Here is a 17,357-nt window from a genome sequence, read left to right as displayed (position 1 = left end):
CATCACTTAAAGGGGTGGGGCGGGGAACCTGTTCCGGCTCCCCGCCCCACAGTGGATTGTGCTTGCGCCCGTCAGCCGATGGTGCCGGGCACCGTTCTCAGTGCCTGGTACGCCGGATTGTTGGCCAGTCCGTCGACCATCTCTCTGATCGCACCGTCGTACTTGGTTCCGAACCTCTGCCTGATGTCGTTGATGTCCATCTGCACGGCCTCGTCGATCCGGCCCGAACCGATGAGCTCCTTCTGCCAGGCACGCCATGCCTTCGCGGCGCGCGCCGACCCGGTCGAATACACCGCACGGTGGTCCAGGTAGTCCATCTGGATCGCCGGACCATCACCGTACGCGAAGTCGGTCACGGAGTCCGGCGGGATGTGGTTGATCTCCGTACCGGGCACGTTGCGCGGCTTCCCGGGCGGGCTGCTCGGGTCCTTGAGGTTCTTGTACTCGCCGCCCTTGTACTGGTGTCCGGCGGGGGCACGGTCCTGTCCACCGGGACCGCAGCCGTTGTGGACGAGCAGGTCGAGGCCACCCGCGAGCACGTAGTAGTCGTGCACGCCGTCGACCGTGAGGTTGTACACCCGGGCGTGCCGGTTGGTGTGCTCGACCGCGGTGACCTGCACCCAGGTCCCGGCGGCGGTGCGCAGCCAGGTGCCGGGCTCCAGCTCACCCGCCTTCACCCAGCGGCCTGCGGCCGGCAGCCAGAACTCGTGGCCCGCCGTCGAGGTGATCTCGCCCTTCGCCTTCTTGCCCGACTCCTCCTTGCTCTCGACGGTCAGCGTCACCAGGTGCTTGTCGCCCTCGTGCGAGCGGGTGTCGGTGACGACGCGGCCTCGGGTGTCATCGCCCTCGACGTCCGTCGCCGTGACCCGGTCGCCGACCTCCAGCTCCTCGATGGCCTTGTGACTGCCATCGGCCATGACGACCTTCGTCCCGGGGACGAAGCTGTTCACCTTGCAGCTCGGTGCGGTCGTCTCGGCCTTGGGAGTGGGGTTGTCCGGGGTGGTGTCCTTGGGCTTCGGCGGCGTCGCCGCGTCCACCACGTCACCGGCGTTGTCCGACGCCTTGCGGGCGTCGTTGGCCGTGTCCAGGGCGTCGACGCCCTTGGCCGCGTACCTGCCGGCCTTGACCGCGCTGGCCCCGTACCCGACGAGCGGGATCGCCGAGGTCATCGACAGGGCCGCGTCTACGTAGTTGCCCTCGGCCAGGTACCAGATTCCGTTGGCCACGTCGGCGACCTCGCCGACCACGGGGATCAGCCCGACGACGTCGAGTGCCGCGTGCCCGATGTCCGACCACGACATCCCGAACAGGTGACCGTCCAGCTCCACGAAGCTGATCGGGTTGCCGCCGGCGAACGCGTAACGGTTGCCGGTGAAGGGGTCCGTGGCCAGCGACATGTCGGCGAGCGCGCCACCGTACATGTCCCGGGTCAGGAACCGGTTGAGACCCGGGTCGTAGTTGCGGAAGCCCATGTCGTACGTGCCGGAAGCCTTGTCCCAGCGGGCCGCGTTGAACCGGAACGCGTTGTACGACTCCTTGTCCGGGTTCGCCGCATCCGGCTTGTCCGCCCCGGAGAACTGCGACTTGTCGTCGGAACCGTAGGCCGTGTATCCGTACGTGGCCCGGGTCTTGCCGTCGTCCTTGGTGATCGCCTCGACGTCACCACGCGGGTGGTAGGTGTACTGCGACAGCTCCTTGCTGCCGTCGTCCTTGTGCTTGATCTGGGTGAGCTGCTGGTTCCACGGGGCGTACTGGTAGGACTTGTCGGCCTTCCCGTCGATCGTCTCCCGCAGGACCGTGGAGTCCATGCCCAGGTAGGTGAAGGCGGTCGTCTTGCCCTCGGTACCGCTGGCCTGCTGGCTGACGGTGCGGTCGAACGGGTCGTACGTGTACGTCGTGGTCTGCGCCGCGGCCCCGAAGCCGGCCCGGTGCTTCGCCGTCCGGTCGAAACCGTCGTACGTGTACTTCTCGATGCTCTGTCCGCCGGCGGAGACCGTGTCGAGCCTGCCGAGCGGGTCGTAGTTGTAAGTGTTGGTCACCCCGCCGGACGACGAGGACAGCAGCCGGTTGCGGTCGTAGCGGTGGGTCGTGGACTCACCGGCCACGGACTGCTCGACGATGTTGCTGTTGCCGTCGTAGGCGTAGGTCTCCGTGGACGAGGAGTCCCCCGTCTTGAGGACCTTCGCCACCCGGTCCTGCGGGTCGTACTCGTAGGTGTACGTGTTGTCGATGTACTCCGCCGCGTTGTCGGCGTTCATCAGCTTGAGGTCGTCCTTGGAGCGGTGCCCGTTGAGGGTGTACTCCACGTCGTGCTGGGCGACGACCGTGCCGGTGGCGGTCTTCTCGAGCTGACGCTTGATCGAACCGTCCTGGAAGTAGGTCAGATCGACCGTGTTGCCGTTCGGTTTGGTCTGCTTGAGCAGCTGACCCCGGGCCGTATAGCTGAAGGCCGAGATCTGTTGGTTCCCGGCGGTCGGGGAGTCCGCGTTGGTGACCTTGGTGACCATGTCGCGCTCGTCGTACTCGAGCTTCGACCAGGTCAGGTCATGCGTCGAGGTCAGCGGGTTGCTGTTCTCGTCGTAGGTCAGAGCGGTGGTGTTCTTCACAACCCCCGCCTTGACCTCCTCGACCTTCCCGATGCGGTTGAGGCCGTCGAACGCGATCTTGTAGGTGTCGACCTTCGGGTTCGGAGACCGGTCACCGACCTCGATCAGGTTGGCGTTGGCGTCGTAGCGGTAGGAGAAGTCCTTCTTCTCCGTGTCGGTTTCGCCGGTGTTGGAGCGCACCAGCTTCACCGCGTCGGCCAGCACCGTGCCGTTCGCGTTGTCGGTCAGGGTGATCTTCTGCGGACCGTCCTCGACGAAGGCGTAACTGCCCAGGGAGACCCAGGCGCCCGCGTTCTGCGTCTGGTCGACCGTCTTGGTGGTGGTGCCGCTGTTATGAGTGACCTGGAACTTCGCGTCGGAGGCGGCGCCCGTCACCTTCGGGTGGCGCACGAACACCTCGTACGTACCGCTCTGCGGGAAGTTCAGCTGCCACACGAACTGCGAGGTGCCGGAACCGGCGGGGTGCGAGTAGGTGTCGTAGCCGTAGTTCTGCTCGGCCGCGGTCCTGCTCCAGTTGCCCTGGGTCGCGGTGTTGTTGAAGTCGGAGCTGTCCACCAGGACCACGGACTTGCCCACGGGGACACCGTCGTCGCTGCGCGACTTCTTGTTGCCCGAGGGATAGAAGTCGGTGCTGATGGTGCGCTGCTGGGATCCGCCGGCCGAGGTCAGGGTGTTCCTGGTCTGCTGGCCGAGCGTGTTGTAGTCGTAGGACGTGGTGATGTCCCACGAGTCGGTGGCCGACCTGGTCCAGCCGTTGTCGTAGTAGCTGTACGAGGTCTTGTTCCGGGTGGTCTGGCCCTGCGAGGGCGGTGCCGATACCTCGGCCAGGTTGCCGACCGCGTCGTAGGAGTAGTACGTCCGGTCCGGGGAGCCGTAGCGGGGGTCGTCCTTGTCGTACGGGGAGATCTCCTCCTTGACCCGGTTCAGTTCGTCGTAGACGGTCTCCGCCGTGAAGTCGGTGGTGTCGTCGGTCGTCGAGAGCGCCCTCGGGGTGAGGGTCCTGACCGGGTTGCCGACCTCGTCGTACTCGTACTTCACCGTCCGGTGGACGGGGTTGCCGGAGGCGTCCTTGTCCTTGACCACCTTCGACTGGACGAGCGCGCCGCGCTCGTCGTACGTCGCGAGCGACTCGTTGCCCTCGGCGTCGCGCATCGACGTGGTGAGGCCGTCCAGGTCGAACTTGGCCGACGTGGTGTTCCCGGCCGCGTCCGCGGTGGTGACGATCCGGTGGTTCTGGTCGTAGGTGTACTTGGTCGCGTAGTCGTCCGGGTCCGGGGTGGCGTTCTTCCGGGCGTCGACGACCTTGGTGATGTTGCCGACGTTGTCGTAGGTCGTCGACACCTTGTTGCCGAGGGCGTTCACGGCCTCGACCGGCTGGTAGACCGAGTCGTACCGGACGGTCGTCGTGAAGTCACCGGCCTCGGGCGTCAGGTTGCCCTTGGGTTCGGTGGTGGTGAGGACGTTGCCGACCTTGTCGTACGTCGACGTGGTCTTCCGCTCCGGGTCGGTCGGCTCGTCCTTGGGCAGGACGGTCTCGCTGACCTGGTCGGCCTTGTCGTACACCGAGGTGGAGAACGAGCCGTTGGGCTGCGTCACCTTGGTGATGTTGTCGTTGGCGTCGTACACGGCCGCGGGAGTGATGATGAAGTCGCCCGTCGACTGGTCCTTGGGCTCCTTCTTCTCCAGTGGACGCCCGAAGGTGTCGTAGTTCTGGGTTACCTGAGCACCCTTGGCGTTGACCACCTTGGTGACGTTGCCGCGCTCGTCGTAGGTGAAGTCCGCCTTGCCGCCCAGCGCGTCGGTGATGACGCCGGGGTAGCCGGTGGGCTGGAAGTCACTGTTGAAGCTCGGATTCCCGTTGGCGTCGACCGCCTTGGTCATCTGACCGTGGAGGTCGTACTCGTACGTGGTGGTGAAGTCGCCCGCCGTCGTGGTGGCGAGACCCTTCGGGTCGGTGACGGAGGTGAGGTTGCCCTTGGGGTCGTAGCCGAACTGCCAGGTCCTGCCCTCGGGCGACTTGCGCTGCCAGATGTCGGCGATGTGGCCGTTCAGGCCCGTCTGGTAGGTGTACGTGCCCGCCGCGGTGCCGTTCTTGTTCGCCTCGGCGCCCTTGGTGGACAGCGGGTAGCCGGTCTTCGCGTCGTACGTCCACGTGGAGACCGCCCCGTTGGCCTCCTCCAGACGGTCGACGTTGTTGTCCGCGTCCCAGTGGAACTTCGTCGTCTCCGACTTGGCGTTCGTGATCTGCGTGGAACGCCCGTACCCGTCGAGCACCTGCGTCGTGACGTGGTTCTCGGCGTCCGTCACCTTGGTCTCGATCACCGAGCCCGCGGTGCCGTCCGTGTCGGTGTACACGAAGCCCGTGCCACCGCCCAGGCGGTCGGTGATCTGCTGGGTGTACCAGTGGAACTTCGGGTCGTCGCCCTCGTTCGGGTAGTAGTAGTCGAGCGAGGTGGAGTTGCCGCGCGGGTCGGTCGTCCTGACCAGCTTGACGTTCTTGTTGCCCTGCGTGGCGTCGTACTCGAAACGGAACACCTTCGGCTGGGCCGAGCCCGCACCGTCGGTGAGGGTGGTGAGCAGCCCCTTGTCCGAGTACGCGAAGGTCAGCTTGCGCCCCGAGATGTCGGTCATCGACTTGAGGTGGTCGATGATCTTCGGGTTGCTGCTGTCCGCCTTGGAGTAGTAGTCCAGGGTCAGCGACTGGCGGCCGGCCGGGTCGGTGATGTACCGGAGGAACTTGACCGGCTTGTTGTTGGACTTGCGCTCCTCGTAGGTGAAGAGCTGGGTGTTGCCGTTCTTGTCCACCGTCGAGGTGACATAGCCGTCGCAGTCGAAGAAGAACCGCGTACGGTCCGGGCGGGTCAGCGACCACGCCTGCGGGTCACCGTCCTTGTCCGGCGTGCAGTCCACGCCGGAACCCTGCTCCAGCAGGTAGTGCACGCCCGCGGGCGCCTTCCACGACCCGTCGTCCTGCTTGCGGAACGTGTGCGAGGTGCCGTCGCCGTCGGGCAGGGTCACCTCGCGCGGGTTCGGGTTGGGGTGGAAGTCGAGCGCCGCGCCCAGACGCAGCGGCGAGGCGGCCTGCGCCGACCAGCCGTGGCCCAGCACGGTGTCCGAGGTGTCGAGCGAGTTGTAGGCGAAGCGGGCGAAGGTCGAGAGTCCGCGGCCCGGGTTGCTGAGGGCGTTGTACTGCCAGACCGTGTTGCCCGCGTAGAGGTTGTTGACGAGCGAACCGCCGGCGCCGGTGTTCTTCCCGGTGTACGAGAAGAACTTCTCCATGCCCAGCTGGTCGGAGGTCGGGTCCTCCACGCGCACGTTCTGCGCGAGCGGCGGGATGGACTCGGTGGCCGAGAGCCAGGTGCCCGTCGTGTTGTTGCGCAGGTCCCACTTGAGGACGTAGTCGAGGCGCTTGTTGCCGGAGTCCGAGTTGATCGGGGTCTTCAGCTGCGCCTTGACGGTGACGGTCTCACCGGGCAGAACGTTCTTCGGCAGCGCGGTCTGCAGCTGATTGCCGCCGGTGGTGGCGTCCGTGCCGTCGGGCAGCGACCAGGTGTACGAGAGGGCCTGGTCGGCCGACTTCCACTCCGTGGTGGTGGTGTTGGTGAGGGTGACGTCGATGCCGTACTGGTCGCCCGGGATCATCCGCGACGGGGTGTCGGGGGCGAAGTACGTGGAGTCCGTGGACTTGTCGATGTACGTGACGACGAGCTGGGGCCGCAGCTGCGGCTCCTCGGCCTCGGACGACAGGAACACGGTGCGTTCCTGCGGCCCGCTCAGGGACTCGTCCCTGAGCCGGATCGCCACGCCCTTGTTGGTCGTGGGCTGCGAGACCCACTGCTGCGCCAGCGAGGTGAGCATCCAGCTCTGGCGGGCGGGGTCGTTGGTGACCTCACCCACGGTGTCCGCGACGGCCGTGCCGACGTCGCCGCCCGGTGTGGTCCACGGGGTGGTGGCGGTGGCGTTGTTCCAGCTCGCGGTGGACTCGTCGAAGTCCTTGGTGAGGCCGCGCAGTTCGTAGACCGCACCGGCACTGCCGGTGGTGGTCGTCGTGCCCCACAGGTCGAGCTGCGCCTCCAGCACGCGCGCCCCGGCGGGCACCTCACTCAGCGAGGGGAACTTCAGGAGCGCCCGCGTCCTGCCGAGTGACGTGGAGTTGTTGCCGACCGTCATCCACGGGTGGTTGACCGACGATTCGGAGATCGCGTCGTGGCCGGTGGCGGGCTGGGCGCTGGAGAGCGTGGTGTCCGCCGCGTCGCCCTGGAGGACGACGGTGGTCCGGCCCGCGGTGGGCAGCTTGACGATCTCGGTGGGAGCCGGGATCACCTGCCCGTCGCGGGTCTTCACCGCGACCATGTAGTAGAAGACGTTCCCGAAGGCGTCCGCGGAGTCCGCCGGGGTCGGCGTGGCGGTGGAGTCCGTGAAGGACCTGCTGGTGGGCGCCACGGGCGCGAGCAGGGTCTGCGAGGACGGCGTGAAGGTCTGGAACACGCTGCGGTGTACCTGGTACTCCACGATGTCGTCGGCCGTCGAGACGGCGGACGGGTCGGCGTAGGCGGACCAGTTCAGCTCGGCGCCGGTGGAGTGGATGACCCGGGGGGCGTCGAGGGTGACTCCGGGGCGGCCCCAGGTCAGCACGAGGCGCGGGAACTGGGCGCCCTCACCCTTGTACGCGAATTCGGCGGCCTCGTAGCGCGGGCCGCCCCTGGGGGCGGTCGCGGACTCGTCGGCCGCCTTGACGACGAAGCCGTTGTTGGCGTTGGTGCCGTTGATCCAGGACTGGACGGTGTCGGTGACACCGAAGGAGTGCCAGGTGTTGACGACCCCCGCCCGCTTGGTGACGGTGGCGTCCTTGGTCAGCCGTACGGCGTCGGCGATGACCCCGGTGGAGGCGGTGACGGGGCCGTCGCCGAGGACGACCTTGCCGGCGTTGCCCGCCTTGAAGGGGTGGCTGCCGAGCGTCTTCCACACGCCGCCGGTACCGGTGCGCTGGTCGACGGTGTACGCCTTCGTGCCGCCGTCGTACGTCACGCTGTACGGGGCGTTGGTGGCCCGGTCGGACGCGGGGACGCTGTGCACGTCGACCCGGTAGGTGCCGTCCGAGGGGATCTTCGGCTGCCAGGTGTACGTGTCCCCGGCGACCGTGTCCTTGTTGTACAGGTAGTCCTTGTTGACCGCGTACTGAGTGAACGCGGTGTTCCCGGACGCGGGCCAGGCGCCCTTGGCCGCGGTGACCCCGGTGTCGCCGTCGTCGACGACGACCGAGGTGCCGGAGAGCTCACCCGTGATGGCGTTGCTGTTGGCCCAGGTGGCGGTGGTCTCGTCCCAGGCCGTGGTGGCCCGGTGCGCCTCCAGGGGGACGTCCGTGTCGCCCGCGCCGTGCGTCTGGTCGTAGTACAGCTTGAGGTCGGCGGAATCCAGCTGTGTGCCGGCCGGGACGCCGGTCAGCGGGAACCTCACCAGGGCACGGGAGGCCCCTCCGAGGCTCGTGGCACCGACGGACAGCCGCCAGTTTCCGTCGTAGTTCGCGCCCGGGTCGTCCGAGGAGATCATGACGTCCTGGGACTGGGTGGACGTCGGCGCGATCGAGATGGTCGGGTCGATCACCACCGGGTACTGCCGCTCCGGGGCCGCCAGCCACTTCGCGTCCGGGCGCAGGACCAGCTCGTACGAGCCCTTGGTGCCCGTGAGCTTCTGCTGGACGGCGTCGCTGGAGGACGCCCCGTAGGCGGAACCGGCGTCCTTCTTCGCGTCCGTCATGAACGGGGCGGGGATGACCAGCTCGGGACGTCCGGGTCCGCCGCTCTCGCTGTGGAGGGCGATGGCGCCGTTCTTGAGCTGCTTGGCCGTCAGGCCCTTGGTGTCGAGGGTGAAGGTGTACGCGGCGCTCCCGGCGGGCGGGGCGGCGAGGACGATGTCCTCCTTCACCGTCCCGTGGCCCACGGTGTAGCGCAGGTCCGCTCCGGCGCCCAGGGCGCCGGAGTAGGTGACGGCGTTGCCGGACACCTTCGGGGTGAGCTCCGCCGCCGGCTTCTTGAGCCCGATGGTGACCGAGTGGCCGGACTCGGTGCCGAAACGGACGAGCCCGTCCGGGTCGGAGCCGAACCATGTCCTGGCGACGTTGGTCGTGTTGGCGTGGCTGAAGCCGTCACGGCCGGTGGGGCGCACCGCCGTGTCGATGGCCTTCCAGTCCTTGCCCGACGCGTAGTGCGTCGGGGTGCCGGAGACCTCGGCCTGGACCCTGCCGTCGGAGAGCTTCCAGTAGCGGGCGCTGGGCGTGCGTCTTTCCTTGAGCTCGGCCGTCCGCTTCGGCTTGGGTGCCTCGCGCCCCTCGGGGAGACGTTCGTTGTCCGGCACCCCCTCGTCGGGGAGCTCGGGTGGCCGGGATCTCTCCCCGTCGTCACCGTCGTCCGCCCCGAACCAGCTCCGTACCCCGTCGACGAGTCTCTGGCCCTCGGCCTGGGCGGCGAACGCCGGTTGTGGCATTCCCGCCAGGAGTAGCACCACGATCGTGCTGGTCGTCAGATTTCTGCGTGTGCGTGGTCCGAACATCCCGTGTGTCACCCTCAGTGCCTTCGGACCGCACCGGACCAGGCTCTTCGCAGGGGTGCGCGAAACGACTGGAGGGTGACGGTCGGTACCGGACCGGCTCCCCAGCGTTCGTCACCGGCGCAAGAGTTGTACTGCGCCTGGAGGGGTTCATGTCAACTGATGGAACGGAAGGGGCATTGTGCGCTTAAGGCGCCTTCGCCTCCAGATCCGCCGATAGCCGGGACCCTCGGGCGCACCCGCATCCGCACCCGCACCCGCACCCGCACCCGCACCCGCCCATTCAGGCAAGGGTAGGCTAACCTTCCTTCGGACCGCCGTCGCCGGGTCTCCGCACGAGCGGGGCCCGGTCCCGTTCCGGAGGAGCTCTCGCATGACGACCGCCACCGAACCCGCCACAGCCCCCTTCCGGTTCTTCGGGCTGACGGTCCTGCGGACCACACGGCTCGGGCCGTCCATGCTCCGGGTCACCTTCGGCGGCCCCGGCCTCGACGGCTTCGCGGCCGGCGGCCGGGACCAGAGCCTCTCGCTCTTCCTGCCGCACCCCGGACAGCCCGAACCCCTGGTCCCGGTCGACGAGAACGGTGAGTGGTTCGCCGCCTGGCGGGCGCTCCCCGAGGACGAGCGGGCGGTCCTGCGCTCGTACACCGTGCGCTCCCAGCGCCGCGCGGCCGACGGCTCGAACGAGATAGACATCGACTTCGCCCTCCACGAGGACGGCGGACCGGCCTGCCGCTGGGCGGCCGCCGCCACTCCGGGCCGGCTCATCAAGGCACTCGGCCCCGCCGTGGAGGACAACACCGCCGTCCGCTTCCGCCCGCCGCAGGACACCGACTGGGTGCTGATCTGGGCCGACGAGACCGCACTGCCCGCCGCTTCGGCGGCCCTGGAGTGGCTGCCGGCCGGAATGCGCGCCCTGGTCTGGCTGGAGGTCCAGCACACCGAGGACCGCCAGGCCCTCGGCACCGCCGCACGCGCCTCGGTCACCTGGCTGGTACGTGACGAGGGCGCGCCCTCGGCGGTGGACGCCGTCCGGGCCGCGGAACTGCCGTCGGGGACCCCGTACGTCTGGATCGCGGGCGAGTCCTCCGAGGTGCGGGCGCTGCGCCGACACCTCGTAAGGGAGCGGGAGTTCGACCGTCAGCGGGTCACCTTCGTCGGGTACTGGCGCCGCGGGCTCAGCGAGGAGCAGTTGCGCGCCGAAGTGGCCACCGAGGACGCATGAACCGGACAACTTCCCCACTTCCGGGGGGCGGGGGTCCCTCGCAAGGGAACTTAGGTTAGGCTAACCTTACTTCGACATCGCGCCCTCGTCCCCTTTTCTCCTGCCCGGAGGGTTTCGATGAAGTTCCCCTCATCCGGGAGGACCCCCCTCATGCGTTCGCACCTGCTCAACGACTCGACCGCAGAGCACTACCGTCGCTCCGTCACCGCGGGAGTCGAACGGGTCGCGGCCAAACTCGCCGCCACCGAGCGGCCGTTCAGCGGAGTCACCGTCGACGAGCTGGCGCCCGTCGTCGACGCGATCGACCTGGACAGGCCCCTGGGCGACGCGACGGCCGCTCTCGACGAACTCGAGGACGTCTACCTCCGTGACGCCGTCTACTTCCACCACCCGCGCTACCTGGGCCACCTCAACTGCCCGGTCGTCATCCCCGCCGTCCTCGGCGAGGCCGTGCTCTCGGCCGTCAACTCCTCCCTGGACACCTGGGACCAGAGCGCGGGCGGCACGCTCATCGAGCGCAAGCTGATCGACTGGACGACCGAGCGGATCGGCCTCGGCCCCGCAGCCGACGGCATCTTCACCAGCGGTGGTACGCAGTCGAACCTCCAGGCCCTCCTGCTGGCCCGCGAGGAGGCAAAGTCCCGTCCGGAGCACTTCAGCCGGCTGCGGATCTTCGCCTCCGAATGCAGCCACTTCAGCGTCCAGAAGTCGGCGAAACTCCTCGGCCTCGGGCCCGACTCCGTCGTGTCCGTGCCCGTCGACAGCAACAAGCGCATGCAGACCGTGGCCCTGGCCCGCGCGCTGGAGCAGTGCGTCGCGGAAGGCGCCGTGCCCATGGCGGTCGTCGCCACCGCGGGCACCACCGACTTCGGCTCCATCGACCCGCTCCCCGAGATCGCCGCACTCTGCGAGCGCTTCTCCACCTGGATGCACGTGGACGCCGCCTACGGCTGCGGACTGCTGGCCTCGCGCACCCGTCGCGGCCTCATCGACGGCATCGAGCGCGCCGACTCGGTGACCGTGGACTACCACAAGTCCTTCTTCCAGCCCGTCAGTTCCTCGGCGGTCCTGGTCCGCGACCGGGCGACCCTGCGCCACGCCACCTACCACGCGGAGTACCTCAACCCGCAGCGGATGGCCCAGGAACGCATCCCCAACCAGGTGGACAAGTCCCTCCAGACCACCCGCAGATTCGACGCGCTGAAGCTCTGGATGACGCTGCGCGTCATGGGCGCCGACGGCGTGGGCGAGCTCTTCGACGAGGTCTGCGACCTGGCCGCCGAGGGCTGGCGGCTCCTCGCCGCCGACCCGCGCTTCGACGTCGTCGTCGAGCCGCAGCTCTCCACCCTGGTGTTCCGCTTCATCCCGGCCGCCGTCACCTCGCCCGCCGAGATCGACCGGGCCAATCTCCACGCCCGCAAGGCCCTGTTCGCCTCCGGCGAGGCCGTCGTCGCCGGCACGAAGGTCGGCGACCGCCAGTACCTGAAGTTCACCCTGCTCAACCCTGAAACGACCGCGCAGGACATCACCGCGGTCCTCGACCTGATCTCGGGCCACGCCGAGCAGTACCTGGGAGACTCCCTTGACCGCGCATCCTGACCCCCACGACTTCATCGGGATCGGCCTCGGCCCGTTCAACCTCGGGCTCGCGTGCCTGACCGAGCCGATCGACGAACTGAACGGTGTCTTCCTGGAGTCCAAGCCGGACTTCGAGTGGCACGCGGGGATGTTCCTCGAAGGGGCCCACCTCCAGACGCCGTTCATGTCGGACCTCGTGACGATGGCCGACCCGACCTCGCCGTACTCCTTCCTGAACTACCTCAAGGAGCGGGGCCGGCTGTACTCCTTCTACATCCGGGAGAACTTCTATCCCCTGCGGACCGAGTACAACGACTACTGCCGCTGGGCCGCCGCGAAACTGAGCAGCGTCCGCTTCAACCAGACCGTCCGGTCGGTTACGTACGAGGAGAGCGACGCGCTCTACACCGTCCGCACCGCCGACAGCGAATTCCGCGCCCGCCACCTGGTCCTGGGCACCGGCACCCCGCCGTACATCCCGGAGGCCTGCCAGGGCCTGGGCGGCGACCTGCTGCACAACTCCCGCTATCTGGAGGGGAAGGCGGCGCTCCAGGCGAAGGAGTCCATCACCCTCATCGGCAGCGGCCAGAGCGCGGCGGAGATCTACTACGACCTGCTCTCCGAGATCGACGTGCACGGCTACCGGCTCAACTGGGTGACGCGCTCCCCGCGGTTCTTCCCGCTGGAGTACACCAAGCTGACGCTGGAGATGACCTCACCGGAGTACGTGGACTACTTCCACGCGCTGCCCGAGGAGACCCGCTACCGGCTGGAGTCCGGCCAGAAGGGCCTCTTCAAGGGGATCGACGGCGAGCTGATCGACGCGATCTTCGACCTGCTCTACCAGAAGAACCTGCCGGGCCCCGTCCCCACCCGCCTGCTCACCAACTCCACGCTGAACAGCGCGAGTTACGAGGAGTCGACCGGCACGTACACCCTGGGGCTGCGCCAGGAGGAGCAGGTCAAGGACTACTCCCTGACCACTCAGGGCCTGATCCTCGCCACGGGTTACAAGTACACCCCTCCAGCCTTCCTGGAACCGGTCAGCGACCGGCTGAGACACGACAGCCGGGGCCGCTTCGACGTGGCCCGCAACTACAGCATCGACATCACCGGGCGCGGGGTGTTCCTCCAGAACGCGGGCACCCACACGCACTCGATCACCTCGCCCGACCTGGGCATGGGTGCCTACCGCAACGCGTACATCATCGGCGAACTGCTCGGCCGTGAGTACTACCCGGTCGAGAAGTCCATCGCCTTCCAGGAGTTCGCGATATGAGCCAGACCATCGGCACGTTCACCGTCCGGCCGCTCGACCCCCTGTCCGACGCCGAGCTGGTGCACGGCTGGGTCACCCACTCCAAGGCGTCCTTCTGGATGATGGGCGACGCCCGGCTCCAGGACGTCGAGCGCGAGTACATGGCGATCGCCTCCCACCCCCACCACGACGCCTTCATCGGGCTCCACGACGGGGAGCCCGCCTTCCTCATGGAGCGCTACGACCCGGCCGAGGTCGAGCTCAAGGGACTGTACGAGGCCGAGCCCGGTGACATCGGGATGCACTTCCTGGTCGCCCCCACCGACACCCCGCTGCACGGCTTCACGCTCGCCGTCATCACGGCCGTGATGAAGGAACTGTTCGCCGATCCGTCGGTGCTCCGGGTCGTCGTCGAGCCCGACGTCCGCAACGGCGCGGTGCACGCCCTGAACAAGGCCGTCGGCTTCGAAGTCCTCCGGGAGATCACCAAGCCGGAGAAGACCGCGCTGCTCAGCGCCTGCACCCGTGAACAGTTCCAGGCCACGACCGGAGGTCTCTCCTGATGCCGGCCCTCACCGACAGCGTCGCCCACCTCTCCCCCGAGCGCTGGGCCACCGCCAACCGGCTGCTGATCCGCAAGGGTCTCGCCGAGTTCGCCCACGAACGCCTGCTGGCCCCCGCCCCGCTCGGCGACGACCGCTACTCGGTCCGCAGCGACGACGCGGAGACCGAGTACCGCTTCACCGCCCGGCGCTTCGCCCTCGACCACTGGCAGGTCGACGCGGACTCGATCACCCGCCACCGCCACGGCGGTGAACTCCCGCTGGACGCACTCGACTTCTTCATCGAGCTGCGCTCGACCCTGGGGCTCTCCGAGGAGATCCTGCCGGTCTACCTGGAGGAGATCTCCTCCACCCTGGCCGGAACCGCGTACAAACTGACCAAGGAACCGGCCACCTCCGCCCAGCTCGTCGCCGCCGGTTTCCAGGCGATCGAGACCGGGATGACCGAGGGCCACCCCTGCTTCGTCGCCAACAACGGGCGGCTCGGCTTCGGTGTGGACGAGTACCGCGCGTACGCCCCCGAGACGGCGTCGGAGATCCGGCTGGTGTGGCTCGCCGCCCGCCGCGACCGCGCCACGTTCACCGCGGGCGCCGGGCTCGACTACGGGACGCTGATCGCCGGAGAGCTGAGCGAGGAGACCCGCGGCCGGTTCGCCGCCGCGATGACCGCTCTGGGCCTCGACCTCGACGACTACCTCCTCATCCCGGTGCACCCCTGGCAGTGGTGGAACAAGCTGTCCGTCACCTTCGCCGGTGAGCTCGCCCAGCGGCACCTGGTCTGCCTGGGCGAGGGCGACGACGCCTATCTCGCGCAGCAGTCGATCCGTACGTTCTTCAACGCCGACCACCCCGGGAAGCACTACGTGAAGACGGCGCTCTCCGTCCTCAACATGGGCTTCATGCGCGGACTGTCGGCCGCGTACATGGAGGCGACGCCCGCGATCAACGACTGGCTCGCGGGAGTCGTCGAGCGCGACGAGCTGCTGCGCGAGGCCCGGTTCTCGATCATCCGGGAGCGGGCGGCCATCGGCTACCACCACCGGGGCTACGAGGCCGCGACCGCCAAGGGCTCCCCGTATCTGAAGATGCTGGCCGCGCTCTGGCGCGAGAGCCCCGTCCCCGGCCTGGCGCCCGGCGAGCGGCTCGCCACGATGGCCTCGCTGCTCCACACCGACCACGAGGGCGCCTCCGTCGCCGGTGTACTGATCGCCGAGTCGGGGCTGACGCCCGCACAGTGGCTGCGCGGCTACCTGGACGCGTACCTCGTCCCGGTGCTGCACAGCTTCTACGCGTACGACCTGGTGTTCATGCCGCACGGCGAGAACGTCATCCTCGTCATCGAGGACGGGGCCGTCCGCCGCACGGTCTTCAAGGACATCGCCGAGGAGATCGCGGTCATGGACCCGGACGCGGTGCTGCCGCCCCAGGTCGAGCGCATCCGGGCCGAGGTGCCCGAGGACATGAAGCTGCTGTCGGTCCTCACCGACGTCTTCGACTGCTTCTTCCGCTTCCTGGGCGCCGGGCTGGCCACGGAGGGCATCCTCGACGAGGACACGTTCTGGCGGACGGTCGCGGAGTGCGTGCGCGGCTACCAGGACTCGGTGCCCTACCTCGCGGACAAGTTCAAGCAGTACGACATGTTCACCGAGGAGTTCGCGCTGTCCTGCCTGAACCGTCTGCAACTGCGCAACAACAAGCAGATGGTCGACCTGACGGACCCGTCGGGCGCCCTGCAACTGGTCGGCACCCTGAAGAACCCGATCGCGGGGCGGTAGGGAGCACCGCGGCCTCCGGCCGCGCTTTCGTCCTCGACCGCCGGACGGGCTTGACCGCAAGTCCGTCCGGCGGTCGGGGACCAAGCCGGCCAACGGGTGCCTCCGGTCACCTCACTCCGCGGCCCACGGAACCTGCGGCGACCGGTAGAAGCCGACCCCGAGCGCCGACAGCCGCGGCCCCTGCGCCCCCAGCCTCACCTTGTACGACTCCCAGTCGTGCGTGGCCGCTGGCGACCAGCCCAGCTCCGCGACCCCCGGCAGCCGCGGGAACGCCATCTGCTCGATCTCGGCGCTGTCGCTCAGCGTCTCCGTCCAGAGCGGCGCCTCGACACCGAGGACGGAGTCCTCCGGGACGCCCGCGAGGTACGTCGCCGGATTCCAGTCGTAGGAACGCCGCACCTCGACATAGCCGGCCCACGCCAGCCCCAGCCGGGTGTTCTTGTCGTACTTCATGTCGAGGTACGTGCGGTCCGCCGGAGAGAGCACCAGCTTCGTGCCGTTGCGGGCCGCCTCCGCAACCTGCGCGCGTTCGGCGGCGCCCGTCGCGTCGTAGCCCCAGTACTGCGCCACCGCTCCCGCGACCGGTTCGGCCCCGGTCAGCTGATGCCAGCCGACCACGGTCTTGCCGTACTTCCCGACGACCGCCTGAGCCTTCTCCATGAACGCCACATAGTCCTCGTGGCTGGTGGAGTGCGCCTCGTCGCCGCCGATGTGGAGGTACCGGCCGGGCGTGAGCGCGGCCAGCTCGCGGATCACGTCGTCGACGAAGTCGTACGTCACGGCCTTCGGCACGCACAGCGAGCTGAAGCCGACACTCGTACCCGTGTAGAGCGGCGGCGCGACCCCGTCGCAGTTCAGCTCGGCGTACGAGGCGAGGGCCGCGTTCGTGTGGCCGGGCAGATCGATCTCGGGCACGACCTCCAGATACCGCGAGGCCGCGTAACGGACGATCTCCTGGTAGTCGCTCTTGGTGTAGTGGCCGCCGGGTCCGCCTCCGACCTCGGTGGAGCCGCCGTACTCGGCGAGCCGCGGCCAGGAGTCGATCGCGATGCGCCAGCCCTGGTCGTCGGAGAGATGCAGATGCAGCGTGTTGATCTTGTAGAGGGCGAGCTGGTCGATGTACCGCTTCACCTCGCCGACGGAGAAGAAGTGCCGCGAGACATCGAGCATCGCGCTCCGGTACGCGTAGCGCGGGGTGTCCGTGAGCGTGCCGCCCGCGACCTTCCACGGTCCGCCCTGGACGGTGTCCTTCTCCACGGCGGCCGGGAGCAGTTGCCGCAGGGTCTGCACCCCGTGGAACAGACCGGCCGGGCCGCGCGCGGTGATGGTGACGGAGCCGCCGGAGGACTGGAGCCGGTAGCCCTCGGACCCCAGGGCCGGGTCGGTGGAGCCGAGCCGGAGGCGGATGCCGTCGCGGCCGTCCCTGTCGGTGACGGGCAGCGCGTAACCGGTGGAGGGGCGCAGGAGGTCCGCGAGGTACTCACCGATCTGCCGGGCCTCGCGGGAGCCGTCGTCGACCCGGATGCGGGTGCCCGTCGTGACGACGTACGGGGAGCCGCCCGCCGCCACCCGGGCGGGGGCGGGCACGACCTCGCCGAGCGGCCGGGGCGGGTCCGCCGCGGCCGTACCGCTGCCGCCCGGAGCGGCTCCGACACTGGAGATCGCGGCCGCCGCGACGAGCACCAGCGAGCCGAACAGACGGGAAAGCGTTCTGCGCTGTCTCACAAGGGGGTCCCTTCGTCGGGTTCACACCTGTGGTTCTCCGAGCAACCGAACAGTCACCATCCGTACCGCGCGCCTCACAGA

Annotated in this window: 7 protein-coding genes; 5 read left to right on the top strand and 2 right to left on the bottom strand. The window is 68.6% G+C overall.

All coding sequences use genetic code 11. From position 1 onward, the window contains the following. Positions 1 to 71: 71 nt before the first annotated feature. Positions 72 to 9,089 (bottom strand): golvesin C-terminal-like domain-containing protein, encoded by a 9,018-nt coding sequence (locus AC07FA_RS01145; RefSeq protein ID WP_479072590.1) that lies wholly within the window; start codon positions 9,087 to 9,089, stop codon positions 72 to 74. 436 nt (positions 9,090 to 9,525) lie between these two features. Here AC07FA_RS01145 and AC07FA_RS01140 point away from each other — a divergent pair, with 436 nt between their 5' ends. The 5 genes from AC07FA_RS01140 to AC07FA_RS01120 all read left to right on the top strand — a co-directional run bounded on the left by AC07FA_RS01140 (position 9,526) and on the right by AC07FA_RS01120 (position 15,551). Next, positions 9,526 to 10,377, top strand: a complete 852-nt coding sequence (locus AC07FA_RS01140; RefSeq protein WP_479072589.1) for a siderophore-interacting protein — start codon at positions 9,526 to 9,528, stop codon at positions 10,375 to 10,377. 150 nt (positions 10,378 to 10,527) lie between these two features. Continuing rightward, positions 10,528 to 11,976 carry a pyridoxal phosphate-dependent decarboxylase family protein gene (locus AC07FA_RS01135; RefSeq protein ID WP_479072588.1) on the top strand — a complete coding sequence of 483 codons (1,449 nt, stop codon included), beginning with the start codon at positions 10,528 to 10,530 and terminating at the stop codon, positions 11,974 to 11,976. Continuing rightward, complete coding sequence (locus AC07FA_RS01130) at positions 11,960 to 13,234, top strand: lysine N(6)-hydroxylase/L-ornithine N(5)-oxygenase family protein (RefSeq protein ID WP_479072587.1); 1,275 nt, start codon at positions 11,960 to 11,962, stop codon at positions 13,232 to 13,234. Before AC07FA_RS01135 ends, AC07FA_RS01130 begins: the two co-directional genes overlap by 17 nt. Beyond that, positions 13,231 to 13,776, top strand: coding sequence for a GNAT family N-acetyltransferase (locus AC07FA_RS01125; protein WP_479072586.1), 546 nt, complete (start codon positions 13,231 to 13,233; stop codon positions 13,774 to 13,776). The genes AC07FA_RS01130 and AC07FA_RS01125 overlap by 4 nt, the downstream gene beginning before the upstream one ends. Then, on the top strand, positions 13,776 to 15,551 hold the full coding sequence (locus AC07FA_RS01120) for an IucA/IucC family protein (protein WP_479072585.1): 1,776 nt from the start codon (positions 13,776 to 13,778) through the stop codon (positions 15,549 to 15,551). Before AC07FA_RS01125 ends, AC07FA_RS01120 begins: the two co-directional genes overlap by 1 nt. 111 nt (positions 15,552 to 15,662) lie before the next feature. On the opposite strand, the gene AC07FA_RS01115 is transcribed toward AC07FA_RS01120, so the two are convergent. Beyond that, a complete protein-coding gene (locus AC07FA_RS01115; RefSeq protein ID WP_479072584.1) occupies positions 15,663 to 17,276 on the bottom strand; it encodes a beta-N-acetylhexosaminidase in 1,614 nt (537 codons plus the stop codon). Between the last annotated feature and the right edge of the window lie 81 nt (positions 17,277 to 17,357).

It is taken from the genome of Streptomyces sp. NPDC045968 (assembly GCF_056430475.1).
The sequence above is the reverse complement of the archived record's forward strand: the minus strand, read 5'-3'. Positions and strand labels throughout refer to the sequence as shown.

What these genes read in the sequence shown, in the direction of transcription:
- AC07FA_RS01145 (WP_479072590.1), bottom strand. Translation starts at nt 9,089, where the DNA reads ATGCCACAACCGGCGTTCGCCGCCCAGGCCGAGGGCCAGAGACTCGTC.
- AC07FA_RS01140 (WP_479072589.1), top strand. Translation starts at nt 9,526, where the DNA reads ATGACGACCGCCACCGAACCCGCCACAGCCCCCTTCCGGTTCTTCGGG.
- AC07FA_RS01135 (WP_479072588.1), top strand. Translation starts at nt 10,528, where the DNA reads ATGCGTTCGCACCTGCTCAACGACTCGACCGCAGAGCACTACCGTCGC.
- AC07FA_RS01125 (WP_479072586.1), top strand. Translation starts at nt 13,231, where the DNA reads ATGAGCCAGACCATCGGCACGTTCACCGTCCGGCCGCTCGACCCCCTG.
- AC07FA_RS01120 (WP_479072585.1), top strand. Translation starts at nt 13,776, where the DNA reads ATGCCGGCCCTCACCGACAGCGTCGCCCACCTCTCCCCCGAGCGCTGG.